The sequence below is a fragment of the Chryseobacterium sp. FR054 genome (genome assembly GCF_056844565.1).
Map to the genome: position 1 here is coordinate 373,932 of NZ_JBXDSA010000003.1, position 22,692 is coordinate 396,623.

The 22,692-nt window shown below is 39.5% G+C and carries 28 protein-coding genes; 5 read left to right on the plus strand and 23 right to left on the minus strand.

Annotated features, from left to right (window positions below):
- Positions 1–36: 36 nt before the first annotated feature.
- Complete coding sequence (locus AC106S_RS14495) at positions 37–249, minus strand: hypothetical protein (protein WP_482440078.1); 213 nt, start codon at positions 247–249, stop codon at positions 37–39.
- Positions 250–879: 630 nt separating this feature from the next.
- On the opposite strand from AC106S_RS14495, the gene AC106S_RS14500 reads away from it, so the two are divergent.
- Positions 880–1,761, plus strand: a complete 882-nt coding sequence (locus AC106S_RS14500) for a cupin-like domain-containing protein (RefSeq protein WP_482440080.1) — start codon at positions 880–882, stop codon at positions 1,759–1,761.
- Positions 1,762–1,812: 51 nt separating this feature from the next.
- Here AC106S_RS14500 and AC106S_RS14505 read toward each other — a convergent pair whose 3' ends face one another.
- From AC106S_RS14505 to AC106S_RS14590, 18 genes are all read right to left on the minus strand, one after another.
- Positions 1,813–3,537 (minus strand): M14 family metallopeptidase, encoded by a 1,725-nt coding sequence (locus AC106S_RS14505; RefSeq protein ID WP_482440081.1) that lies wholly within the window; start codon positions 3,535–3,537, stop codon positions 1,813–1,815.
- Between the two features lie 584 nt (positions 3,538–4,121).
- Positions 4,122–4,850: a metallophosphoesterase gene (locus AC106S_RS14510; protein ID WP_482440083.1), complete on the minus strand. Its 729-nt coding sequence runs from the start codon at positions 4,848–4,850 to the stop codon at positions 4,122–4,124.
- 38 nt (positions 4,851–4,888) lie between these two features.
- Complete coding sequence (locus AC106S_RS14515) at positions 4,889–5,431, minus strand: RNA 2'-phosphotransferase (RefSeq protein WP_482440085.1); 543 nt, start codon at positions 5,429–5,431, stop codon at positions 4,889–4,891.
- Between the two features lie 11 nt (positions 5,432–5,442).
- Positions 5,443–6,396 (minus strand): ADP-ribosylglycohydrolase family protein, encoded by a 954-nt coding sequence (locus tag AC106S_RS14520; RefSeq protein WP_482440087.1) that lies wholly within the window; start codon positions 6,394–6,396, stop codon positions 5,443–5,445.
- On the minus strand, positions 6,396–7,082 hold the full coding sequence (locus AC106S_RS14525) for a Sir2 family NAD-dependent protein deacetylase (RefSeq protein WP_482440088.1): 687 nt from the start codon (positions 7,080–7,082) through the stop codon (positions 6,396–6,398). The genes AC106S_RS14520 and AC106S_RS14525 overlap by 1 nt, the downstream gene beginning before the upstream one ends.
- Before the next feature lie 71 nt (positions 7,083–7,153).
- On the minus strand, positions 7,154–7,660 hold the full coding sequence (locus AC106S_RS14530) for an O-acetyl-ADP-ribose deacetylase (RefSeq protein WP_482440089.1): 507 nt from the start codon (positions 7,658–7,660) through the stop codon (positions 7,154–7,156).
- Positions 7,650–8,561 (minus strand): ADP-ribosylglycohydrolase family protein, encoded by a 912-nt coding sequence (locus AC106S_RS14535; protein ID WP_482440090.1) that lies wholly within the window; start codon positions 8,559–8,561, stop codon positions 7,650–7,652. Before AC106S_RS14535 ends, AC106S_RS14530 begins: the two co-directional genes overlap by 11 nt.
- Positions 8,558–9,199, minus strand: a complete 642-nt coding sequence (locus AC106S_RS14540) for a DUF4291 domain-containing protein (RefSeq protein ID WP_482440092.1) — start codon at positions 9,197–9,199, stop codon at positions 8,558–8,560. The genes AC106S_RS14535 and AC106S_RS14540 overlap by 4 nt, the downstream gene beginning before the upstream one ends.
- Positions 9,186–9,812 (minus strand): hypothetical protein, encoded by a 627-nt coding sequence (locus AC106S_RS14545; RefSeq protein WP_482440093.1) that lies wholly within the window; start codon positions 9,810–9,812, stop codon positions 9,186–9,188. Before AC106S_RS14545 ends, AC106S_RS14540 begins: the two co-directional genes overlap by 14 nt.
- Positions 9,809–11,044 carry a TIGR02452 family protein gene (locus tag AC106S_RS14550; RefSeq protein WP_482440095.1) on the minus strand — a complete coding sequence of 412 codons (1,236 nt, stop codon included), beginning with the start codon at positions 11,042–11,044 and terminating at the stop codon, positions 9,809–9,811. Before AC106S_RS14550 ends, AC106S_RS14545 begins: the two co-directional genes overlap by 4 nt.
- An 11-nt stretch (positions 11,045–11,055) precedes the next feature.
- Positions 11,056–11,526, minus strand: a complete 471-nt coding sequence (locus tag AC106S_RS14555; RefSeq protein WP_482440096.1) for a macro domain-containing protein — start codon at positions 11,524–11,526, stop codon at positions 11,056–11,058.
- 2 nt (positions 11,527–11,528) lie between these two features.
- Positions 11,529–11,939 (minus strand): hypothetical protein, encoded by a 411-nt coding sequence (locus AC106S_RS14560; protein WP_482440097.1) that lies wholly within the window; start codon positions 11,937–11,939, stop codon positions 11,529–11,531.
- 11 nt (positions 11,940–11,950) lie between these two features.
- The gene (locus tag AC106S_RS14565; RefSeq protein WP_482440098.1) at positions 11,951–13,021 is read right to left on the minus strand and encodes an adenylosuccinate synthetase; all 1,071 of its coding nucleotides are present in this window, start codon (positions 13,019–13,021) and stop codon (positions 11,951–11,953) included.
- A gap of 3 nt (positions 13,022–13,024) precedes the next feature.
- The gene (locus tag AC106S_RS14570; protein ID WP_482440099.1) at positions 13,025–13,879 is read right to left on the minus strand and encodes a hypothetical protein; all 855 of its coding nucleotides are present in this window, start codon (positions 13,877–13,879) and stop codon (positions 13,025–13,027) included.
- A 2-nt stretch (positions 13,880–13,881) separates the two neighbouring features.
- Positions 13,882–14,217 (minus strand): hypothetical protein, encoded by a 336-nt coding sequence (locus tag AC106S_RS14575; protein WP_482440101.1) that lies wholly within the window; start codon positions 14,215–14,217, stop codon positions 13,882–13,884.
- An 80-nt stretch (positions 14,218–14,297) separates the two neighbouring features.
- A complete protein-coding gene (locus AC106S_RS14580) occupies positions 14,298–14,846 on the minus strand; it encodes a prolyl hydroxylase family protein (protein ID WP_482440102.1) in 549 nt (182 codons plus the stop codon).
- Positions 14,847–14,877: 31 nt separating this feature from the next.
- Positions 14,878–15,420 carry an NADAR family protein gene (locus AC106S_RS14585; RefSeq protein WP_482440103.1) on the minus strand — a complete coding sequence of 181 codons (543 nt, stop codon included), beginning with the start codon at positions 15,418–15,420 and terminating at the stop codon, positions 14,878–14,880.
- A gap of 410 nt (positions 15,421–15,830) precedes the next feature.
- Positions 15,831–16,526: an NUDIX hydrolase gene (locus AC106S_RS14590; protein WP_482440105.1), complete on the minus strand. Its 696-nt coding sequence runs from the start codon at positions 16,524–16,526 to the stop codon at positions 15,831–15,833.
- Positions 16,527–16,650: 124 nt separating this feature from the next.
- Between AC106S_RS14590 and AC106S_RS14595 the strand changes: the two genes are divergently transcribed.
- Positions 16,651–17,289: a DUF1579 domain-containing protein gene (locus AC106S_RS14595; protein ID WP_482440107.1), complete on the plus strand. Its 639-nt coding sequence runs from the start codon at positions 16,651–16,653 to the stop codon at positions 17,287–17,289.
- Positions 17,290–17,403: 114 nt separating this feature from the next.
- A complete protein-coding gene (locus tag AC106S_RS14600; protein WP_482440109.1) occupies positions 17,404–17,613 on the plus strand; it encodes a hypothetical protein in 210 nt (69 codons plus the stop codon).
- Positions 17,614–17,655: 42 nt separating this feature from the next.
- Here the strand turns inward: AC106S_RS14600 and lepA are convergent, their stop codons facing one another.
- From lepA to AC106S_RS14620, 4 genes are all read right to left on the minus strand, one after another.
- Positions 17,656–19,452, minus strand: coding sequence for a translation elongation factor 4 (gene lepA, locus AC106S_RS14605; RefSeq protein WP_482440111.1), 1,797 nt, complete (start codon positions 19,450–19,452; stop codon positions 17,656–17,658).
- A gap of 169 nt (positions 19,453–19,621) precedes the next feature.
- Positions 19,622–20,128, minus strand: a complete 507-nt coding sequence (locus tag AC106S_RS14610) for a hypothetical protein (RefSeq protein ID WP_482440113.1) — start codon at positions 20,126–20,128, stop codon at positions 19,622–19,624.
- 9 nt (positions 20,129–20,137) lie between these two features.
- Complete coding sequence (locus tag AC106S_RS14615; protein ID WP_482440115.1) at positions 20,138–20,662, minus strand: hypothetical protein; 525 nt, start codon at positions 20,660–20,662, stop codon at positions 20,138–20,140.
- Between the two features lie 16 nt (positions 20,663–20,678).
- Entirely contained in the window at positions 20,679–21,230 is a 552-nt protein-coding gene (locus tag AC106S_RS14620) for an RNA polymerase sigma factor (RefSeq protein ID WP_062700492.1), read from the minus strand.
- A 200-nt stretch (positions 21,231–21,430) separates the two neighbouring features.
- On the opposite strand from AC106S_RS14620, the gene AC106S_RS14625 reads away from it, so the two are divergent.
- Both AC106S_RS14625 and AC106S_RS14630 read left to right on the plus strand, forming a co-directional pair.
- Positions 21,431–22,180 carry a Rossmann-like and DUF2520 domain-containing protein gene (locus tag AC106S_RS14625; protein WP_482440118.1) on the plus strand — a complete coding sequence of 250 codons (750 nt, stop codon included), beginning with the start codon at positions 21,431–21,433 and terminating at the stop codon, positions 22,178–22,180.
- Positions 22,170–22,688: a KdsC family phosphatase gene (locus tag AC106S_RS14630; RefSeq protein ID WP_482440120.1), complete on the plus strand. Its 519-nt coding sequence runs from the start codon at positions 22,170–22,172 to the stop codon at positions 22,686–22,688. The genes AC106S_RS14625 and AC106S_RS14630 overlap by 11 nt, the downstream gene beginning before the upstream one ends.
- Positions 22,689–22,692: the final 4 nt, after the last annotated feature.

Here is a 22,692-nt window from a genome sequence, read left to right on the forward strand (position 1 = left end):
ATGATAGACAGAGGTGTTTCTGTCTATCATCATAGTTTAATTGTTAGGATTAATTATTACATTCGGTCTTGTACCACACTCTATTTCGTTGATAGATGCAATTGCACTTGCTATTTGCTGATAGGTATAACTATCCGGAAACGTAGTATAATGTTTCACCCCACAGGTAGAAGTCCATACGGCTCTTACCTGTGCCAGCGCCATCACGGATATACCGAGCATGGCTGAAAATAAAAATTTCTTTGTCATGATTTTTGTTTTAATAGATTAAAAAATAATTTTTCCCGGCTCAAGAAGTCTTGTCTAGAATAGAATTCCTTGCCGGATGATGCATCATAAAAACAAAAAGGAGAAATACACTTAAGGCAAGCAGTCCTGAAGTGTTCTGCTGATTTTCTCATTCATGTTATATCACAAATATAGGAATAAAAACAATCCTGTATACCCAACAAAACCAACAAATTATGCTGCTTTTTTTAGGTACATAAATAAAATAAATACATTTCAAATAGCACATTTACTTTTTACTGTAAAACCACTTGACGGCAATATTCTTTTATAACATTTATACTCATTAGATTAAAAAAAATTTTCCATATTCATTTTTTTAATCATAATTCTTCCGGCATATTAAATCTTTAAAAGCCGACATTATTTTTACATTGGGCTGTTAGATTATTTTTTCCATGTCTGTGACTTTTCTGCACAGATTATTGTCTTATTAAAGGGGAAAGATCCTGAACGGAACAAGAGAGAGCCGGTTATTGTATTTTTATTTAGTCTAAATAGTTAAAAATGATTTGAATCATAGATTAAAAAAAAATTAAACACTGATTCATATATATTTATTTAATAATTTTGTAACATAAAATTTATAAGATGGGAATTATTTTAAAGCCTATAGATGTTGTGGAGGATATTTCTAAGGAAGATTTCTACGCAAAATATCTTAAGCCCAGGAGGCCCGTTGTCATCAGAAACATGGCAAAAAAATGGCCTGCTTATCAGAAATGGACAATGGAATATATGAAGGAGACGGTAGGAGACGTAACAGTTCCTTTATATGACAGTTCAAAAGCTGATCCCGCAGCTCCGATCAATGCCCCTACTGCTGAAATGAAGTTCGGAGATTATATTGATCTTATTCAGAAAGAACCTACCGACCTCAGGATTTTCTTCTTTGACCCTATAAAACATGCCAAAAATTTATTACAGGACTATATTTCGCCTAAAGATCTGATGGGAGGATTTCTGGACAAATATCCCTCTATGTTTTTCGGCGGTAAAGGTTCGGTAACCTTCCTTCACTATGATATTGATATGGCGCATATCTTCCATACTCATTTTAACGGGAGAAAACATATCCTTCTTTTCGATTATAAGTGGAAAGACAGGCTCTACCAGATTCCCTATGCAACCTATGCACTGGAAGATTATGATATTGAAAATCCTGACTTCAGCAAATTCCCGGCACTTGACGGTGTAGAAGGAATTGAATGTTTCCTGGAGCATGGTGATACGTTATTTATGCCTACGGGATGGTGGCACTGGATGAAGTATCTGGACGGAAGTTTCTCGATCTCTCTGAGAGCCTGGGACAAATCATGGGCTGTAAAGGCTCATTCATTATGGAACCTTACCGTACAGCGAAAGTTTGATGATATAATGAAAAAGAACTTCAAGAAAAAGTATATGGACTGGAAAGAGAAAAAAGCCATAAAAAGGGCAGAACTCGCTCTTAAAAGAGGCCTTCCAAAATAAATAAAAAAGACGTTTCATTACTATGGAACGTCTTTTTTTTGATCCTGTTAATTACAAAATTCTGTAAACAGGATACTGTCTGAATGTTTTTCCCTCAAAATAGGGTGAATGTTTGTAGATCCAGTCAAGCTGGGCTTCTCCATCTTCTGCCAGTTTTTTATCTGATGCTTTATGCGCCTCAAAAGCTTTTTTAAGCTGCCCGTCATTCTTCAGAAGTTCTGCGGCCGTATCTTCAAAAATATAGGCTGAATAATATTCTTTCTGTGCAAGGATCCCATCAAAAAAATTCCAGTTGAAAAAGGAGTCTAATGCTTCAGGTTCAAGGGTTTCTATAATATATTTCACACCAGGCTGATCAGTAGGAACAATATAATCTCCTGCTGAAAAAGTGAGTTTCTCTTTAGCAGTTTCCACGGTAGTCTCAAAGTGCAGATAATGTCCTTCATAAGGATTCTTTACCGTTTTGAAATCCTTGATCTTATACGATTCTACGGTAACGGTACTGTCTTTCTGAAGGGGCTTCATCATAATCCGGTTTCTTCTGAACTCTTCAAGAACCCTGTACTGAGCCTGGGGAATCACATAATATTCCGGAATGGTAATATATCCCGTAGGTACTGCTTCGGTAAACAGTTTTATTTTCTTTGTAAAAGGTTTGTTTCTGTCGTAGTAAAGTCTTGGTTTACCGGAAATATCACTGGGTTTGTATTTCCCTTCATATCCTTTGAAATCCATCGTAGAAAACCGGGTTGAATCGATCTTCCACCTGATTCCATAGGGTTTTCCGGCTTTATACTGCTTTAAATTCTCTATACGTAGCTGTTTTATCTTCTTATAGTCTCTGTCCAGGTTCTGAAGGTTGACCAGCATGTATTTATAGGTAGCATCCACTCTTTTGTCATAGGGTTTAAGCATATGGGTTTCGGGTACGGTTCCCAGTGAATTGAACAGAGAAGTGTATCCGGTAGAATATCTCGGTGAATCTTCAAATGCTGCAAAGCCAATATCCGGAACATCCCCGTGAATATTCACATAGGGTGTACTTTCGTATCCCAGCTTCTTCATATCTTCAAGGTTGGCTGCCTGATAGTTTTTATAAAAATAATCTCCCAAAACATTTCCTAAACGTTCCTTAAATGTAGAAATATAGGTAAATGTATACTGATAATCCGCGCCGTTACTCACATGATTATCGATGAAAACATCCGGTTTCAGCCATTGGTAGATCTCCTGGAAACTTCTGGCGTTTCTGGAATCTGCTTTGATGAAATCACGGTTCAGATCATAGTTCCGTGCATTTCCTCTGAAACCGTACTGCTCCGGCCCGTTCTGATTGGCTCTTGAATGGGAACCCCGGTTCAGCATTCCGCTGATATTGTAGGCAGAAATGGCAGCGACAATAAAGTTCCGGGGCGTTTTTATTTTTTTTGCCGCCAGATCCCTGATCAGCATCATCGTAGCGTCTATTCCGTCCGGTTCTCCGGGATGTATTCCATTATTAATGAAAAGAACAGCTTTATCCTTTCTTAATTTTTCGATATCTTTTTCCGGAAAAGGATTGTACAGGACTACATAAATGGGTTTTCCATTGTCATCTTCTCCTTTTTTAAGGTATTGAACCGTATTAAAATTTTTCGCCAGATCCTGGTAATAATCATTCATTTCCGGATAGGTAACGGTCTGGTTTCCGTTTCCTTTTTCATAAGGGGTCGGGAAGCTTTTCTGAGCAGGCAGAAGGGAACAGCTAAGGATCAACAGGAGATAGTACAGTTTCATTGAAGCAGTATTTGGACTTCAAAATTACGGATAATGAGCTGAGCAGAGAAGAAAGTCGGTTGAAGTTTTATTTTAACCCAACTCAATAGATCATATTTGAATTGTTTTTTGATTAAAAAATTTAACGCAAAGTTGATGAATAATTCCGCCTTATTAAGCGTGCAAAGGGATGCGACTTCGTCGCTGATGAAACTAACAGCTAAAACGCCCGCTTCATCGAATCAAACTCCGTTGATTCTACTCTTTGCGCTCTAAAATCAGCAGTTTCAAAAATGAAATCCTTTGCTTCAGAAAAGTTATTATCATAAAGCTATTTAAACTTTTTTATTCAACCACAAACCGGAGGTTCGACGTAGTCAAAAGTCACAAAAGTTTAAACAATTTTTATATTATCTTTTAATCAATAAATACTCAAAGAATGTGATTTAGATAAAGATTTGAATATGATACAAATCAAATTTAGAAATTTAAACAGGTTCTAAAATTATTGGAAAAAAGAAACCTCACAGATTTTGAAGTCTGTGAGGCTGGGTTCTATATTTTAAAATAAATTTTTCACCGCTTTTTAAAGAGTACAGTAATCATTAGTTCCTTCCTTTTTCGTCCGGGTATAAAGATGTCAGCGGATCGCTCTGCCAGAATTCTTTGGTATCAATATCCAACAGGGTCAGGGCACCTGTAAAAGCAGCGCCTGTATCAAGGTTCCAAACGTTAGCTTTATTGACGGGTTCTTTGCTTCCGATATATAGAGTCGGGGTGTGGCCAATAAAGATTTCGTGGTACAACAGTAGTCTTTTAGGATACAGCTCAGAGTTCTTTTCCAGTCTGGCATCCATTGAAACAGCGGTTTCCCAAAGGGTTCTGTCCCAATGATAATTGCTGGAATAGACTTCTTTTTCAGGACCGTGCATGGAGGAATATCCGGCATGGATAAACAGGCGGTTCTTTTCATCAATATGAAAATTTTTCATCTTTTGAAAAAATTCAAGATGAACCTCCAGCTCTTCCAAAGAATAGTTTTTATAGCTTTCCACGGTGCTTTTTCCTCCATTGAAAAGCCATATATCCGGATCATTTCCGAAAGCAATCCAGTCTTCGCACCAGGCATCGTGATTTCCTCTGATAAAGATACATTCCTGCTTTCGGGAAAGTTCTATCAGAAAACTGATTACCCCGGAGGATTCGCTCCACCCGTCTACATAATCTCCCAGAAAGATCAGCCGGTCATTTACCGAAACCTCAGCCCGTTCAAATACCTGGTGTAAAGCCCTCAACCCACCGTGAATGTCGCCAATGGCAAGTGTTCTGCTCATTTTTTTAATCAATTGTTTAGCTGCAGAAACCTGCTTTATTATTTTGAAATGTATCTGGCCTCTACAAAGTCTGTCAGCCAGACTCCGTTTGCAGAACGATAGAAGAGTATTCCGTCTTCATGCATTTTCCCGGTTCTGATGGTCAGAATAACAGGTTTTCCGTGTCTCATTCCAACCTTTGTAGCCGTCTCTTTATCAGCGCTTAAGTGTACATGCTGACGGTTTCTTTTTTCAATCCCTTTTTCCAGGATTGAGGCAATATTGGCTTCCGCCGTTCCGTGGTACAGATAATCAGGCGGGCTTTGTGGTTCAACGCCCAGGTCAATATCAATGGAATGTCCCTGGCTGGCTCTGATCCTTGTTTTATCTTCATTGAAGGCAAAACGTTTTTTATTGTTGGTTTCAACCATCTCATCCAGTTCTTCAAAGGTGAAGTAGACTTTTCTCATCGCTGATTTCGTCCTCAGCTCTTCTATATCTGCCCATCCGTTTTCATCCAGTTTGAGCTGAATAATATCCGGCTGATGCCTCAAAATAAGGCTCAAAAATTTACTTATTCTTTTCTTTTCTATTTCGTTCATAACTTTTGTTCTTAATCATTATACTGTTGAAAATATTTATGTTCCAGTTTGTCGCATAAAGCGGTAATGTCATCTTTACGCACCAGTTCATCAATCCATTCCTGCGGAATATTTTCAAATCCATAATAAATACCTGCCATTCCTCCGGTAATGGCTGCTGTGGTATCTGTATCTTCTCCCAGGTTTACGGCTTTCAGAACGGCTTCGGAATAGCTTTTCGAATTCAGGAAACACCATAATGAGGCTTCCAGACTGTGGAGGACGTATCCGCTGCTTCTGATTTTGGCTTCAGAAAAGGCGGAAATATCATTTTTTAAAATCCTTCTAAAAAGCCCGACCTCAACAGGATTAAAGCCCTGTAATTCTGCATGTTTCAAGACTAATTCCCGGGTATAACCATATGCTTCTTTTTTAGTTTTTCCTTTTATCAGCTGAAGTGTAAAAACTACATAGATAAAGCATGCAAAAACCGACCGGAAATGAGCATGGGTAATGGATGACACTTCTTTTACCGTCTGATATAATTTTTCAATATTTTCTTCATCTTTAAGATAAAATGCCAAAGGAAGGATTCTCATCAGTGAGCCGTTTCCGTTATCTTCTTCAAAAATATTTCCGGAAAACCTTGCGCTTTCCCCTTTAATCAGTCTTGCGATTGAATGCCTGGTAGTTCCTCCTATATCGAAAAGTTTTCCATGGGCTGTCCAGTGGCCGTATTTATTCCATTTTACAAAGCTCTGCCCTATTTTTTCAAGGTCATAGCCTTTGGTTAATTCATCAGCAAGGCACAAGGTCAGGGAACTGTCATCACTCCAGGTACCTTTAGGCTGGTTCCAGGACATATACTCCAGGTATCCGGACACCGGGGATTTCTTTAAATCCTCTCTCTTTTTAAATTCCACAGGAACTCCCAGCGCATCTCCGATACAAAGCCCCAGAATGCCTGCTTTTACTGTATTTTCCATTATGCTAAATTAACCAGCTTGTCAAACAGAAGCTTCATTCCCCGGGTTGCGGTTTCTTTCATGACTACCGCTCTCTGTCCGTACCCAAACCCTGTTTCTTTGGGATTGATAACAATCAGAAGACAGTCGTCCTTAATATCATCAACCAGCCCGGCTGCCGGAGCTACCCGCAGAGACGTTCCGATTACGAGAAGGATGTCTGTTTCTTTTACGATTTCCTGTGCCTTTTGAAACATGGGAACTTCTTCTCCAAACCATACGATAAACGGTCTCAGCTGCGCTCCGTCTTCCGCTTTATCACCTATATTAATATCGTGTTTCTGTTCATAGATCAGACTTTTATCATTGCATGAGCATGATTTGAACAGTTCACCATGAATATGAAGGATGTTGGTAGATCCTGCCCTTTCATGAAGGTCATCGATATTCTGGGTAATGATCTGAACTTCAAAATGTTTTTCGAGTTCAGCAATTAAATGGTGGGCATCATTGGGTTCCACTTCATGCAGCTGGCGTCTCCTTTGGTTGTAGAACTCCAGTACAAGCGCAGGGTCTTTTTTCCATCCTTCAGGGCTTGCCACCTCTGTTATATTATGATTTTCCCAGAGCCCGTCTCCGTCTCTGAATGTTTTTATTCCGCTTTCGGCGCTGATTCCCGCACCGCTTAATATGGTTAGTTTTTTCATTGGTTTATAATTTTATTCCGTTCACCGGGTATTGTCCCCTGATGCACGAATTTTTGTTGAATATGCAAAAGCTATTTTAAAAGTCTGCTGTAAATTTCTTTATTTTCATCATCAAAGCAGACAAAAATAACTTTTTCTATCACTTCCGTTTTAAATTTTCTGACTTCATCTACTGCTATCTTTCCCGCCATTTCTTTGGGAAACCGATAAATTCCTGTACTGATATTGGGAAAGGCAATACTTTTTACACTGAGGCTTTCTGCCAGCTTTAAAGCATTTCTGTAACAGTCAGCCAGAAGTTCTGAGCATTTTTCCATGTCTCCGTTCCACACCGGACCTACTGTATGGATCACATAATCAGCAGGCAGATTTCCCGCCGAAGTAACAACTGCGTCCCCCGTTTTACATTTTCCCTGTCTGTTTCTGATCTCAATGCAGTCTTCTAAAATCTGCTTTCCGCCAGCGCGATGAATAGCTCCATCTACCCCTCCCCCGCCAAGCAATGAAGAATTGGCTGCATTAACGATAACATCTGCATGGATCTTTGTAATATCTCCTTTTATCAGTTCAATATTCATAAAACTTGCTTTTTTTCCAGTTTTCTGTTTCATTCTTCCAGCCGGGAACGGTATTTTCGTCACAGCAAAGGATACTTATTCCTCCGGCCATAGCACAGGTGGTATCTCTGTCTCCCAATGCAGCGACTGTATTCCAGAGGCATTCTTCCAAACTGTTGCGGTATCTTGACAACATCCAGATCACAAGCGGAACGGTATCCTGGGCAGTCATTTTCACTCCGTTTCCTAAGGTGTGCACCAACATGTCAATGCCCGGATTTCCGTCTAAATAGAGAACTTTGTTCAGCTTGCTTTTCATATCTGAATCTTCAAGCTCATTCTGAATATGCTGAATGAATTCCTGGTGTCCGTATTTTCTCAAGCCCAGCTTTTCCCGTACGGCAAAGGAAGCGGCCAGAGCAACAGCTTTCGTCCCTTCTATCGCTTCTTTATGGGCATGGGTCACTTCACAGGAAAGTTCCGCATTCCGTTTAAGACGGTCCGTATCATCATAAAAATAAGCTCCGATCACGGATGCTCTCATCGCTCCTCCATTTCCCATAGAGCCCTGCCCTTCAAATTTTGCCTGAGAAACTTCTTTCCAGTATTCTCCGTCTTTTACAGCTCTGAAATACTGATGCATGGAAGGCCCGTATCCTCTGTTGATGTCCTGATAATAGTTCCGGGTAAATTCTTCTGCCAGAAAATCCTGACTGATCTCCCCGAATTTTTCTAAAGATTTAAAAACAGCCACCGTCATAATGGTATCATCGGTAAAATCCATAGCTGTTTCGGGACGGGTCCTTTGATGAATATGGCTTTTCATCAGGCTTTCTTCACCAAAAAAGCTTTCTCCGAAGGCATCTCCTATGGAAACACCTGTCAGGGATTCTGAAGCGAAGAACAGCCTGTCTGTTTTCATGGTTTTAATCTTAGTTTTTTATTTAAATGCTCGTCTTCAAACAGCAGTGGTTTCTCTTCAGGAATTATCAGGCTGCCCAGATCTCCGTTTATGACAAATGCATGCTGCTCTTTCACAAAATCTGAAATATTTTCAATGAAAAGAATATCTTCCCGGGCGAAGGAACGGGTAAATTCATTCCTAAGACCAATCTGTATGGCTCTTCTTTCCTCCTTCTGTCCGAAAGGATCATGATCCGGATCCCACTGCAGCCTTACGGAAGATTCTTTTACCTGCTCCTGCCATTCTTCCCTGGAAACTCCCGGTTTTTCATCATAGGAAGAATATACCGCATTTTCAAGATACCTTTTGAAGGCTTCTCTCTTCAGATGAATAGCCAGAACGTATTCCTGCCCCTCTTTGGTTCCCCAGCCGTTGCGGTACATCATCCAGAGGAAATTGGGTTTTATCCAGGTCATCCGCTCCAGGCTGAAAGCGCCTCCGAAGTATTGGTTCCTTACGGCAAATTCGCTTATTTCTTTGCGATAAGACTGATAGACGATGATTTTTTCATCATCATACTGTGCCATGATGTGATGTCCTTTCCGGGGCCAGTTCTGTACCTGTTCTTTATATTTTTTCAGTTTAAAATTCATCATAAAAATCTATTTCCTCCTGTTCCTCCATAGCTTTGTAATCTTCATCCGGGAAATTATACTTTTCCTTCAGCAAGCTGATATCAAATTCTTCTTTTTGGGGAAAGAGTAAAAGGGATGCTGCATTATTCAACCTTTCCACCACAGTATCGATATCCTGAATACTGTCTATAATAATCCTGTCTGAAACCCTCATTTCCACAGAGGGTCCTCCCATGATCCACATTCCTCCGAAAAAACTTTCAAGAAGTTCAATATAACCTCTTCTGAAAGAGAGGATCCGCTGAAGAATGTCTCTGAGATCAAGTCTTTTTGTGCTGTCTTCGGAATATTGTCTTCCGATTACAGCTTTTATATAATCTAAGATTTCTTCTGCAAACTGATAATCTCTGTACTGTTCTATAAAATCCAGTGTATAAAAATAACTGAGATCCCTGATCTCTATGTTGATGCTTGAAAAATAAGCCATTACTCTTTTATACCTTATCTGCATAGATGGCAGCATCTTTGAGGGGTTTTTCACATATAGTTCCGCACCGTCATGTTTTAAAATATATCTGAGCTTTAAAAGCATCTCCAATACTTCTATGGTTACTTCTTCTCTTGTCAGTTTCATGATATTTCTTCAAAAGGTTTCAGCATTTCTTCTTTTTTCTTGGTCATCACTGCAAAGACCACTCTTTTAAATTTATTTTTATATTTTCCCTGAAGGTGGTTTTTAAACAATCCTGCAATTTCTTTGGGGTCATTTTTAAAGACTCCGCATCCCCAGGCCCCTAAGATCAGTACTTCATTTTCTCTATGAAAGGCCAGTGAAAGCATTTTATCTATTCTCACATCCATCGCATCTGCTATTTCATTCTGTCTTTCCGGCTCCTGTTTCCGGACAACGCCTGCATTTACTGCGGGAGAAGTAATGAAATTACAAACAACAGGTTTTGTGAGCAGTTCTCCTTTGTCTTTTCTGAAAACAGGAACTTTCGGGCTGTAAATCATCATATCCGTATAGAAGCAGGATTCCATTGCCCGGTGGGCCTCGTAATAATATGGAGCCTGAAGCAGACTTTCATATAATCCTGAAGTTCTTGCCAGACTTTCTTCCTGTGCTTCTGCTCCGTTGATAAACCCACCACCGGGATTTTTTGCTGAAGCAAAATTAAGGCACATCAGCTTCTCCGGATTTTCTTCTTCTGCTAATTGTAAAATAGCTTTCAGTGAGCTGCAGTTCCATGTCTCAAACTTAGTTTCAAAAGCCACTTCCGGCAGCCTGGCTTCTGCCAGTTCCGCAAGCTTTTCTGACGAATACAGAATTGTTTCACGCCTGCAGATTTCCAGCTCGTTTTCTATATTTATTTTTTCGTTGTTTTCGTTGATATAGTATTTCCTGGCAAGGATCTCCAAAGTATCTTTTGCCATTCCTTTATTGGTCATCGTTAGTTTTTTTATGTTTAATAATAAATTCTCCACCTCAGCGCCGGCAGGTTTTTTAAAGTCTTTTCCCATAAACACCCTGAGCACTTTAATCTCTCCTACAATGGCTTCATTGAAGGTTTCCAGCTGTTCGGACGGAACCCATAGCTCATTATGGTTTCCGGCTCCTACATTTTGAGCGGGATACTGATCTGCGGTTTCTTTCAGCACTTCAAAACGCGTTACAAAGCCGAGATAGTTTCCTGCTTCATCTCTGGTATTCCACTTTTCAGCAATTTCGGAGGCATAGTCTTCATCCAGTACGGGATAAAATATAGGCTGCCATTCCAGTCTGGGAGGGAATTTTTTATAGCCGCTCTCCATGATCAGAATCATTTCTTTTTCTCCGACAGGTCTGTAAAGTATTGTTGTTTTCATTGTTTTTATTTTTATCCGAAGTCGTAAACGTATATTTCGAGATTGTTTTTTACCAGTGTTTTTTCAATAATGGGTTCTATTTTTTCCCATTTCCCTCCTGCCAGTCCGCATCCTATTTTCGGCATGTGGATGGTGGCATTGATCTGTACGGCCTGTACGGCCAGCTTTTCCAGGCATTTTTCCACGGCATCGTATTGTATCGGCGGTATTCCGCCGGAAGCGGTTATGATGTTGTGCTGAGCGATCATATTGCCTATCCAGATTTCATCTTCAACCTTTATCAGCTGGATTTCTCCAAGATAAAAATTTTCTCCGTTTTTAAACCATTGCCTGTATTCGTTCTCAGGGGCTTTCCATTTTTTTGAAATGGCTGTTACAAAACCTTTTCCCCAGCCTCCGATGTCGTTGCAGATGTGGGCAATTATTTTGTTTCCTTCAGATTCCGGAGCTGTGGCGTCACCTTGTATATAGTGTATTTTCATGGTTATTCTATTTTTATTTTACCTGAATTCAGGCATTTTTCAATATTTTTCAAGGTACCGCTTTTTCTCTTTGCGTCTGAATTAAAATCTACCCCGAGAAAATGGGTACACTGTGATACACCATAATCATCCCGTTCAGCGTCTGACCGGAATCCTCCGGAAAAGGTCCAGCCGGCAGCTTTGGTTTTAAAAGTGTTGATCTTATATCTTGGTTTTATCCCGATATGAAGAATGGTTACTTTTTCGGTTTTATCCTTCAGGTATTCCATCATTAAGGTATCAGCTCCTGAAAAATCACCGATAATAAACTCACAGTCAGCAAGGTCGATATTTTTTAACGGGATCACATATAATTCATGGAATTTCTCCCAGGACAGGTTTCCGTTTCCAAATACATATATTTTTTTCATCATTATCTGTGTTTTTATTTAAGTTGTTTAAAATCTTTTGAATACGGAGAATATGATCCGTATACTGTTTCAAATTCTGTTTTCAGGTTTTCGTGTTTAAATATTTCTTCTGTCTGATCCAGGCAGGTAATCACCAGATTCCTGCGGGCTCCGGCAATATAGGCTCCATCCAGCAACAATGCATAGTTCAGTAGGTCAGCATCCAGATCACCATAACGCAGTTCTTTCTGATATTCATTGAAAATACAGGTTTCCTCTTCATTGTTCTTTAAATCCAAATGTTTTTCATTGCTCATCCATCCGTTTCCGTGACGTGTGGAATAATTCCTGGTCACATAATACATTTCTATATCTTCAATTTTCAGTCTCCTGCAGATTTCAAAGGCATTTTTTGAAGTGGTATGGGCATAGGTTACATTGGGAAATATCCCATGATCCATATCCAGCAGAATTCCCTGGCTCCCTTCAAAAATAAGGTTTTCAAAAGATTCCAGGTAGCTGTAATCCCTGATTTTCCATTCGATCTGATCTACTGCATTCAGAAAAATATCCAGTTCTTCCCGGATCTGGTCCTGATCCACAAACCCGTAGAAATAAGCAATTCCTTTCAGTTTTTCGATCAGCATTTCACGTGGTGCAATAAGATCGGCAGCAAACAGTTTATAAGGGCTTTCATGTCTTTTCATCGTCGCGCCGATTCCTTTTCCGCAGGTTCCGTGTTCCAGATTCCTTGCGTTGCTCCTGTTCTGCCACACATCAAAAGGGGTTGTGACTTTTGCCAGAGGATGTATATGAAGTCCGGTATTTCCATTTTTCATTTTCAGCTCTTCTCTTTCATTCAGCATAAATTCCGGGTGAATGGTACAATGTTCAGAAAAATAAGACGGCAATCCTCTTAACGCTCCGCTGGCGAAACTGGAATGCACATGCTTTTCATTGCCGATCATTACGGTATGTGCGGCCTGCTGCCCTCCTGAAAATCTTATGACAACAGAATCCGGGTTCCGGCTTGCCAGAAAATCTGTGGTGATTCCCTTTCCTTCGTCACCAAAACCCAGACCTATTACTATTTGTGCCTTTTTCATTGCTTAAAACATATGAATATTGTCCAATCCTCCTGCAATCCCGGTTCCGGAAGCCGTGTTTTTAAATTTTTCACATACAACCCTTTTGATAAGATCCGGAATTTCTGTATGATCAGTTATAGATAAACAGTTCTTACCCAGCAGCTCTTTCCAGCCTTTATCCGCGGCTAATGCCTGGCCTGAGTGCAGAACACTGATGTGATATACGTCATACCTTTTCCGGGCTTCCGTCAACAGTTCTGTATGGGTATAAGTCTGCTGGCCGGTTCCCATAATTTCTCTTATAGCTGAAGCAGAAAGTACTTTAAGGCAAGGCTCATCTCCTATTGTAAACAGCAATCCTTTCTGGTTTCTTTTCTCAAAGGCATCTGTTCTGGTATGGAAAGCGGCAAAATACCACGCCAGAAGGTAACTTTCTCCTGCGTTTCCTCCACCTCCGGATTCAATATAGGTGCGTGTAAGCCACATATCCAGTTCATCATCTCCTGATTCAAACTGCCCTACCTGAAGAGGGTAACTGTCACATTCATGATCCCCGATTCCCAAAAACAGGAGTGCGGGATCGGGAACTCCGCCCTGCATGATCCCTCCCATCAGTTTAGGAAGACCTTCTTTGATGAGTTCGTGGGGAATGTGTCCCATACTTCCTGTTACATCCAGCCCTAAAATAATAGGAACAGAATTCGGGTTAGCTTCAGAATCCCTGGATTCTCTGAAAGAAATTCCTTTTGGATTCATAGATTCGTGTGCCATTCTTTTGGCATTCTGAGTGAAAATTTCACCGGCTGATTTTGATCCGTATCCTGCGGCCCGGGCTTTCTTAAATCGGGCATCCAGATCGTATTTTGTACCTCCCATAATTAAATTGTTTTTCCGAATAAATACTCAAATCTCTTTCTGGTTACTTCCAGCTGAATATTTAAGTTTCTGATGATTAATGATAATTCCATGTCTTTCTGAACAAATTCTTCGGGACTGAAGTCCGCAAAAGTTAAGCTGTTCCTGTCCAGAGGGCTGATGTCTATAAGGCCTTCCTGCTCACGTTCCAGCCTTTTTATTCTGAGTTCAATATCTTCCACCGTCCTTCTGTATATTAATTCTGAATCTTCTCCGATCGTGTATGCACGGTCTTTTCTGATCTGGTCATTGTTCCTCTTTAGCGATTCAATGAACCTTGATTTCAATTCGTCTTCCATGTTGTCTGTCTTTAAACTATTTGTGTTATTTTAACGCTAATTAGAAGCGACATAATTTTACCTGCCCTGAACAGGATTCATTAAATATTGGTATACATTACGTCGGTTCTCAGTACGTATTTTGTTCCGCTGATCAGGGTTTTGCCTTCATGCCTTAACGGATGATAGAAAACCAGTGCCGATCCTTTCTTCGGTGCTACCGTAAATAAGCGCTCAAATTCGGTTTCCCCTCCTTCAAAATCATCATTCAGATAGATCATGAATGTATAAAAACTTTTTTCATTTTCATTACGGATATAGCTTCCGTCATGATGCATCTTAAACCGTTGTCCCGGAGTATATTTATAAACCCTGAACATTTCATTAAAATCATGGATTTTATAATTTTCATGGAACCCCGGAAGAAAATCATATGCTCTTTTAAAAAGCCTTTCAGCCAGATCACGGTCAAAGATCATGAGCCTGTCATTATTTCTTACCCCTTTACTCATCAGCTGCTTTCCGAACATGGTGATTTTGGCTTCTTCAAAAACTTTTTCTTCGGAAGTATCTATACATTCGTCACATTCTGCCTCACTGAGGAAATTTTCAATCAGAAAGATCTGTGGGTGTAATTCTGTCTTTTTCATAATCAATATTCTGTGTCTGGTGATTGTGTTTTTACCTTCTCAGTTCATCTCTTACTTCCATTAAAGCGAAGCCTAAAAGATTTTCTCCGTTCCATAAAGACGGATCCTGCGTTCTCGGGTCTGATTCCAGCATTCCGATTCCCCAGATGTTGTCATACGGGCTGGCTTCTATAAGAATTTTATCTTCCGTTGACAGCAGAAAACCTTTTAATTTCGGATTCTGTGAAAATTTAAGCAGGTTTCCCTTTTTCACAATTTCATATTTATGTTCGTTCCAAAGTTCAGGATCAAAGTTTTTCACTTTTCTGCCCAGAGACTTTACTTCATTCGGAGTTTCTGACTGCAGTATCTTTTGCAGTATTTTCTCATCATCGAACAGTCTTGCCTTTCCAGCCATCATATAATGTTCTGCCGTAAGGTATTTTCTCCCGTCTTCTTCAAATGATGCAGGAAACCACTGACTGAAACATGATTTGGTAACCTCCTCTTTTACTGTATGTCCCCAGAAAAATAAGAACTTCATCTCTTCTTTTCTCTGGAATTTTTCAATAGTATGCTGTAAAGTGTAATTCATGATTGTGTTATTTTTACACAAATTTAAAGGATAATTATTTTATACACCAAATATATTTGTGTTTATTTTACACTAATAAACATAACCAACTGATTACCAATGTATAAATTTTATATTGAAATTTTAAAAAATTACTGTAAGAAGTTTTAATTATAATTGTAATAAGTTGGCTGATCTCAGGCAGGCGGGTTAAAGCCCACCTCAGTTGAGTAAGTCAGTCTATTGATCTGAAAAACGATAGATAGTTTATACAGGTGGCAATAAAATTTGAATGAATCTTGCAAAAAACAGCAAAAAATGCTGTATTACAATTAGCTGAATATCATAGCCTGGATTAAAAATACACTTGTTTATTTCAGGCTAAAGTCCTCAGATTTGGGTTAAACTGGGCGTAAAGTAAAATGATGAATTTATTTGATTTCAAAATAGAAACCTTCTTTTTCGAGTTCTTCATATTTCTCCTGATTGAAGGTGAAGAGTTTACCGGGTCTGCCGCTGCCTTCTTTTTTAACGTTATCGGTTTCGTTGAGAAGTCCGTAGCTCATGATTTTTTTGCGGAAATTACGGCGGTCTATTTCCTGTCCGATAATGGTTTTATAGAGATTTTCAAGATCTGAAAACGGGAATTCCTCATTGAGCAGGTTGAAGCCTATCGGCTGATAGCGGATCTTGGTACGCAGCCTTTGCAGCGCGGTATCTATAATGGTTTTGTGGTCAAATGCCAGAGAAGGAAGTTTATTTACACTGAACCATTGGGCATCTTCCGCATCTGAATCGGCAAACAGTTCATGATAAGAGGGGTTTACAAGGCCCAGATAAGCCACAGAAACCACTCTGTTCCGCGGATCGCGTCCTACCTTACCAAAAGTATAGAGCTGTTCCAGAAAATCGGGTTTTATGCCTGCCTCTTCATAGAGTTCCCTTCTTACTGCATCATCTACATCTTCATCATCCAGAACAAGGCCTCCCGGAAGCGCCCACCCACCTTTAAAGGGTTCAATATTTCTTTTTATTAAAAGAATCTGAAGGTCTTTTTTATCGAAATACCCGAAAATAACTGCATCCACGGCTACTTTTATATCCTGTAATTTTTTTGGAGACTCCATTGATAATTTGCGTTAAGATTACACAAAGATACGATTTAATAATAACATGTAAAAAACAATTTAGTGCATTATAAAAAGGGCTACCTTTATGTTATCAATATAAACCACTTAAAATTAATTGATTATGAAAAATTTACTATTCGTATTACCGGTTGTATTTTTATTCACAGCCTGTGAAAAAAGCAAAACAGCAGATCCTTCAGGACCTGATAAAAAAGATTCTGCTGCAACAGCATGGAAGCCCGTAGATTCCGCAGCTGCCAATAAAGCATGGATGGAATTTGCCACTCCGGGAGAACTTCATAAGATGCTTGCAAAATCTGACGGTAACTGGACCGGTACAACCACTACGTGGATGGAAGAAGGTGCCCAACCTATGATCAGTCAATCGGAATGCATGAACAAAATGATCTTTGACGGACGCTACCAGTACAGTACCTACAAAGGTGATTTTATGGGAATGCCTTTTGAAGGAATGAGCATAATGGGTTATGATAATGCCAGAAAGAAATTTGTAAGTACCTGGATCGACAATATGGGGACCGGGATGATGCATGCGGAAGGAGACTGGAATCCGGCTAAAAAATCTATTGAACTTAAAGGAAAAATGACAGATCCGAGCCGGCCTGAAAAAGACTGCGATATAAGAGAAGTATATACTTTCAATGATGATAACAGTCATACTCTGGAAATGTATGGCCCTGACTGGAAAACTGGAAAAGAAATGAAAACAATGGAGATTAAATTTACCCGTAAAAAATAAAATTCAGGAAAAACACCTCCTCCGAAACAGTGATTTTACCTGCTGATTTATAAAATGTTATAACCAACTTTGGTATAGATAAAAAAGGACAACCAGAAAATAATTTATACCATCATGAAAACTTTATTAACAGCCTTAATCGTAGTGATTATTATCATAGGCGGAGTATTAATCATCGTTGTAGGGAAAAGACCTTTCCCTGAACCGGAATGTATCGTATGCGGGATCAATCTTGTAAGAACCCTGGGCATTGCCGAAATTATCCTCGGACTCGGAGCCCTGGTGATTCAGTCTAATCTGACTGACAAACAGAGAAATTTCTGAAAATAAAAAGACCGGTCTCATTTTACCGGTCTTTTTTTATGATTAGTCGTTAAGCTTCAAAACTGCCATGAATGCAGACTGTGGTACTTCTACCCTTCCGATCTGCTTCATTTTCTTTTTACCTTCTTTCTGCTTTTCGAGAAGTTTACGCTTTCTGGAAATATCCCCTCCGTAACATTTTGCGGTAACGTCTTTTCTTAAGGCCTTGATGGTTTCTCTGGCAATAACCTTAGTTCCCAGTGCTGCCTGCACGGCAATGTCAAACTGCTGTCTCGGGATCAGTTCACGAAGTTTTTCGCACATCTTTTTACCGATGGTGTAAGCATTACTGTCGTGGATCAGTGAAGAAAGGGCATCCACCATATCTCCATTGATCAGAATATCCATTTTTACAAGCTTGGAAGCTCTGAACCCGATCGGGTGATAATCGAAAGAAGCATATCCTTTTGAAATCGATTTTAGTCTGTCATAGAAGTCGAAAACAACTTCTGCGAGAGGCATATTAAAGATCAGCTCTACCCTTTCCGAGGTCAGGTAACTCTGATTGACGATTTCACCTCTTTTCTCGATACAAAGCGTCATTACTGATCCTACAAAATCAGATTTAGTAATGATCGAAGCTTTGATGAACGGTTCTTCTACCCTGTCCATGATTGACGGATCCATCATTTCCGAAGGGTTGTTGATCAGGATAGGCACTTCAGGTTCCTTTTTGGAATACCCGAAGTAAGAAACGTTCGGTACCGTAGTAATTACGTTCATGTTAAATTCTCTGTCCAGACGCTCCTGAACGATCTCCATATGAAGCATTCCCAGGAATCCGCAACGGAAACCGAAACCAAGAGCTGCTGAACTTTCCGGCTCGAAAACCAGGGAAGCATCATTCAGTCTCAGTTTTTCAAGAGAGAATCTCAATTCTTCAAAATCTTCAGAATCAATTGGATAGATACCGGCAAATACCATTGGCTTTACTTCTTCAAATCCTTCAATCGGGGCATCTGCAGAGTTTTCAAAAGAAGTAATGGTATCTCCTACTTTTACTTCACGGGCATCTTTAATTCCGGAAATAATATAGCCTACGTCTCCTGTTAAGATTTCTTTTTTAGGGGCCTGCTTCAGTTTCAATGTTCCTACTTCATCCGCTTCATAGGTTTTTCCTGTTGCCATGAATTTTACCTTCTCTCCTTTTCTGATCTTACCGTTTACGATTTTGAAGTAAGCTTCAATTCCTCTGAACGGGTTGTAAACCGAGTCAAAAATAAGGGCCTGAAGAGGTGCATCGGGATCTCCTACCGGTGCCGGAATTCTTTCTACAATCTGCTCCAGAAGGTGATGAACTCCTTCTCCTGTTTTTCCTGACACTCTTAAAACATCTTCGTAATCACAACCGATAAGGTTCATGATTTCATCTGTTACTTCCTCAGGGTTGGCAGAAGGCAGGTCGATCTTATTAAGAATAGGAATAATCGTAAGATCATTTTCCAATGCCAGATACAGGTTGCTGATCGTCTGTGCCTGGATACTCTGAGCTGCGTCTACAATAAGAAGCGCACCTTCACAGGCAGCAATAGAACGGGAAACTTCGTACGAGAAATCTACGTGTCCCGGGGTATCGATCAGGTTTAAGATATATTTTTCTCCTTTATATTCATAATCCATCTGGATCGCGTGGGACTTAATGGTGATCCCGCGTTCTTTTTCCAGATCCATATCATCCAGTGTCTGAGACTGCAGTTCTCTTTGGGTAACGGTGTTCGTATACTCCAGAAGACGGTCAGCCAAAGTACTTTTACCGTGGTCAATATGAGCAATTATGCAAAAATTTCGTATGTTTTTCATTTAAGAACTTTGTAATTTGCAAAGATAAAAAAAAGCGAGAGATTTTATCTCTCTTATATTCATTGTATTAAATTATTTGGTTTTTCTCTGAAAATAAAGTGATCATTAAAATTAAACGGCTCTCACAAAATAAATTGTAAGAGCCGTCCAACATTAAAAAAATAAACTATTATGGGTTTTGCTTAGGCTTCACATTCCCGTGGTTGTGAGGCTTTCTTTCATTCATTTTATCCCGCATCATTCCTTCGGACTGAAAGAGTTTCAGTACTTTCTGGCAAGGAATCACCTGCTGCATTTTATCTGCATATTTCTTTCGGTTATCCAGCAGCTTCTGCCCTACTTCAAAACTCTGCTGAAGCTTGGCTTTTGCTTCATCATCCGATAAAGTTTCCGGATTGAAGTTGGGATCGAACTGGCTTTTGATCTGTTTCTGGTTTTCCAGATATTCATTGTAGAGCTGTGTAAATTCAGCCTTATCATCCGCATCAATATTCAGATTATCCATGACCATATTGTTCCTGAACTTGGTAAGGAGTGATTTTCTTTCTTCGGGAGAAAGATTATTAATGACTTCCTTTCTTTGTTTAGGGTCCATTTTTTTCCAGTCATAATCTGCACTCTGGGCATTCAGACCAAAACCGTACATAATAAAAAGTGCAAATAATATCTTTTTCATCTTTCTTACTTAATTATATAGATCCAAATAAACGTCCTGGGTTGAATTGCTTGCCAGTTCTGCTATTTCAGAATTGGAGAACGAATCCAGATACTCATTCATTTGAGCTTCTTCTTTCTTTGATGCGGCTTTTACCGGCTGTGCGGTTTCCTTTACATTTCCATTGGCTTTATTAGAAACATCATCATTACCTGTCTGATTAACAACTGTTTGATTACTGTTTTCAATGGAAGTTAAATCTGATTTCAGGGTTTCATAGGCCAGTTCACCTTCCGTTTTCGGTTCCTGCTTATCTGATGCATAGGTTGCTTTTGGCTGGAATGAAGGATCATTATCAGAATTGAAAACATAAGTAACCCCGAATATCAAAGCAATGGAAGCTGCTGCGGCATACATCCAGTTCAGTTTGAAAACAGGTGTTTTTATCTCTGTTTTCACTTCGCTCATTACCCGTTCCTGGATATTTTCAAATAACTGATCCGGAACTCTGTAAATGTTTTTGCGTTCTAGTTTTTCTATGTCGAACTCTTTCATCTTTGCTGTTCAAAAATTATCTCTCGTAATTTTCTTTAATATACTCTTCTATCTTTTGTTTGGCATAATGATAATTTGTTTTGAGGGTTCCTACGGACATATCTACAATTTTAGATATTTCCTCGTAAGGAAGATCATCATAATACCGCATCATAAATACCAGTTTCTGCTTTTCGGGCAGGCTTTGTATAGCATTCTGAAGCAGGATCTGTATTTCTTCGGCATCACCTTCCGTATTATCGGCAACCAGATTCTGCATATGATACTCTGCATCTTCATCAGTTTTCTGCATCTTCTTCATCTTGTTGACCTGCTGTAATGCTTCGTTGGTAGCAATCCTGTATAGCCAGGTATACAGCTGGCTGTCATTTTTGAACTGGTGAAAATTCTGATAGGCCTTAATAAAGGTCTCCTGCAACGTATCCTGAGCAAGATCACCATCCACAATAATTCTTCTGATGTGCCAGTACAACCTGCTCTGATAAGCATCCATCAAGGCACGGACACCTTTATCCTGGGTCCGTGGATTTTGCATCAACGAAATAATTTCCGCGTCCTTGATCTTCATAAGATGCTTTCACTGTTTTGGATTACAAAAATAACCGAAAGTTAAATTACTTATTCAATTTTCAGTCCAAATATTAAAGATATTATGATTAAATTATCCTGAAACCTTTATTCAGAGGGAATGCCCGGCATATCAGAAATTTCAGTTCTTCTTCCTGCTGCAGTTTTTCCGGACTCAGCCTAAAATCTTATCTTTGTTAGATGCAAACAGTAATCATAGGTTCAGGAAATGTGGCCTACCATATGGCCAAAGCTTTTACGTTAAAAGGAATTCCTCCGGTTCAGATCTTTGGAAGAAACGGAGAGGATCTGAAGAAAATTTCTGAAGAATTCAATATTCCCTATTCTACGGAACATCTGGCAGATGCCGGTCTGTATCTGATCTGCGTAAGTGATAATTCTGTGGAAAATGTTTCTAGGATCATTACGAAAAAAGACTGTCTTGTTGCCCATACTTCAGGCTCGCTTCCCAAAGAAATACTGGCGGGGGAGTACAGAAAATCAAGCTTTTACCCCTTACAGACTTTTTCAAAATCAAAAGAGCTGGAATACGGGAAGATTCCTTTTTTCATTGAAGCAGAAAATGATGAGGATAAAAAAGTGCTGTTCGAACTGGCATCACGGATCTCTGAAAATGTAATGGAAAGCAGCCATGAGAAGAGAAAATACATTCATCTCACCGCAGTTTTTGCCTGTAATTTCGTGAATCATCTGTTCTCAAGAGCCAAAGAAATATCGGATTCCCAGGAAATTCCTTTCGGGTATTTTCTGCCGCTTATTGATGAAACGGTTCAGAAAATCCATGAAATTGAACCTAAAAAAGCGCAGACCGGGCCAGCAGTAAGAAATGACCTGAGGGTTCTGGACCTGCACGAAAAGCTGTTAAAAGACGAAAGTCTTGAAATTTATAAAACAATGAATCATTCTATTCAGAAAATGTATGAGTTATAAAGAGAAATTAAAAGATATTAAAGCCTTTGTATTCGATGTAGACGGAGTTTTTACGGATGGAAGCGTATACCTGCTTCCGGGAGGAAATATGTGCAGAGTAATGAATGTCCTAGACGGATACGCCGTAGTTAAAGCCTTAAAAAACAACTATTTAATAGGTGTCATTACCGGAGGAAATGATGAGATGGTGAAACACAGAATCAATTATCTGGGAATTGAAGATTATTATCCGAAATCCCATAATAAGATAACTGATTTTGAAGACTTTAAAAAGAAACATAACCTGAAGAATGAAGAAATCCTGACTATGGGAGATGATCTTCCTGATCTTCATATCATGGAAAGTTCTGCTATTGCTGCGTGCCCGGAAAATGCGGTTCCTGAAGTGAAAGGAATTTCCGATTATATTTCTCCGAAGAAAGGAGGGAGCGGGGCCGTACGTGATGTGATTGAACAGGTGATGAAAGTTCAGGGCAACTGGCATGATGACAACACCCAATCTGTATAAAAAC

Excerpts from the sequence above, each read along its gene's own strand:
- AC106S_RS14600 (WP_482440109.1), top strand. The coding sequence starts at position 17,404 with ATGAAAACTTTATTAACAGCCTTAATCGTAGTGATTATTATCATAGGC.
- AC106S_RS14570 (WP_482440099.1), bottom strand. The coding sequence starts at position 13,879 with ATGGGAGGTACAAAATACGATCTGGATGCCCGATTTAAGAAAGCCCGG.
- AC106S_RS14505 (WP_482440081.1), bottom strand. The coding sequence starts at position 3,537 with ATGAAACTGTACTATCTCCTGTTGATCCTTAGCTGTTCCCTTCTGCCT.
- AC106S_RS14495 (WP_482440078.1), bottom strand. The coding sequence starts at position 249 with ATGACAAAGAAATTTTTATTTTCAGCCATGCTCGGTATATCCGTGATG.
- AC106S_RS14520 (WP_482440087.1), bottom strand. The coding sequence starts at position 6,396 with ATGGAAAATACAGTAAAAGCAGGCATTCTGGGGCTTTGTATCGGAGAT.
- AC106S_RS14610 (WP_482440113.1), bottom strand. The coding sequence starts at position 20,128 with ATGAAAAAGATATTATTTGCACTTTTTATTATGTACGGTTTTGGTCTG.
- AC106S_RS14580 (WP_482440102.1), bottom strand. The coding sequence starts at position 14,846 with ATGAAAAAGACAGAATTACACCCACAGATCTTTCTGATTGAAAATTTC.
- AC106S_RS14545 (WP_482440093.1), bottom strand. The coding sequence starts at position 9,812 with ATGAAACTGACAAGAGAAGAAGTAACCATAGAAGTATTGGAGATGCTT.
- AC106S_RS14530 (WP_482440089.1), bottom strand. The coding sequence starts at position 7,660 with ATGAATATTGAACTGATAAAAGGAGATATTACAAAGATCCATGCAGAT.
- lepA (WP_482440111.1), bottom strand. The coding sequence starts at position 19,452 with ATGAAAAACATACGAAATTTTTGCATAATTGCTCATATTGACCACGGT.
- AC106S_RS14515 (WP_482440085.1), bottom strand. The coding sequence starts at position 5,431 with ATGAACGAAATAGAAAAGAAAAGAATAAGTAAATTTTTGAGCCTTATT.
- AC106S_RS14590 (WP_482440105.1), bottom strand. The coding sequence starts at position 16,526 with ATGGAGTCTCCAAAAAAATTACAGGATATAAAAGTAGCCGTGGATGCA.
- AC106S_RS14565 (WP_482440098.1), bottom strand. The coding sequence starts at position 13,021 with ATGAAAAAGGCACAAATAGTAATAGGTCTGGGTTTTGGTGACGAAGGA.
- AC106S_RS14535 (WP_482440090.1), bottom strand. The coding sequence starts at position 8,561 with ATGAAAACAGACAGGCTGTTCTTCGCTTCAGAATCCCTGACAGGTGTT.
- AC106S_RS14585 (WP_482440103.1), bottom strand. The coding sequence starts at position 15,420 with ATGAATTACACTTTACAGCATACTATTGAAAAATTCCAGAGAAAAGAA.
- AC106S_RS14615 (WP_482440115.1), bottom strand. The coding sequence starts at position 20,662 with ATGAAAGAGTTCGACATAGAAAAACTAGAACGCAAAAACATTTACAGA.
- AC106S_RS14525 (WP_482440088.1), bottom strand. The coding sequence starts at position 7,082 with ATGAAAAAACTAACCATATTAAGCGGTGCGGGAATCAGCGCCGAAAGC.
- AC106S_RS14625 (WP_482440118.1), top strand. The coding sequence starts at position 21,431 with ATGCAAACAGTAATCATAGGTTCAGGAAATGTGGCCTACCATATGGCC.
- AC106S_RS14630 (WP_482440120.1), top strand. The coding sequence starts at position 22,170 with ATGAGTTATAAAGAGAAATTAAAAGATATTAAAGCCTTTGTATTCGAT.
- AC106S_RS14550 (WP_482440095.1), bottom strand. The coding sequence starts at position 11,044 with ATGAAAACAACAATACTTTACAGACCTGTCGGAGAAAAAGAAATGATT.
- AC106S_RS14560 (WP_482440097.1), bottom strand. The coding sequence starts at position 11,939 with ATGATGAAAAAAATATATGTATTTGGAAACGGAAACCTGTCCTGGGAG.
- AC106S_RS14510 (WP_482440083.1), bottom strand. The coding sequence starts at position 4,850 with ATGAGCAGAACACTTGCCATTGGCGACATTCACGGTGGGTTGAGGGCT.
- AC106S_RS14540 (WP_482440092.1), bottom strand. The coding sequence starts at position 9,199 with ATGATGAATTTTAAACTGAAAAAATATAAAGAACAGGTACAGAACTGG.
- AC106S_RS14500 (WP_482440080.1), top strand. The coding sequence starts at position 880 with ATGGGAATTATTTTAAAGCCTATAGATGTTGTGGAGGATATTTCTAAG.
- AC106S_RS14620 (WP_062700492.1), bottom strand. The coding sequence starts at position 21,230 with ATGAAGATCAAGGACGCGGAAATTATTTCGTTGATGCAAAATCCACGG.
- AC106S_RS14595 (WP_482440107.1), top strand. The coding sequence starts at position 16,651 with ATGAAAAATTTACTATTCGTATTACCGGTTGTATTTTTATTCACAGCC.
- AC106S_RS14555 (WP_482440096.1), bottom strand. The coding sequence starts at position 11,526 with ATGAAAATACACTATATACAAGGTGACGCCACAGCTCCGGAATCTGAA.
- AC106S_RS14575 (WP_482440101.1), bottom strand. The coding sequence starts at position 14,217 with ATGGAAGACGAATTGAAATCAAGGTTCATTGAATCGCTAAAGAGGAAC.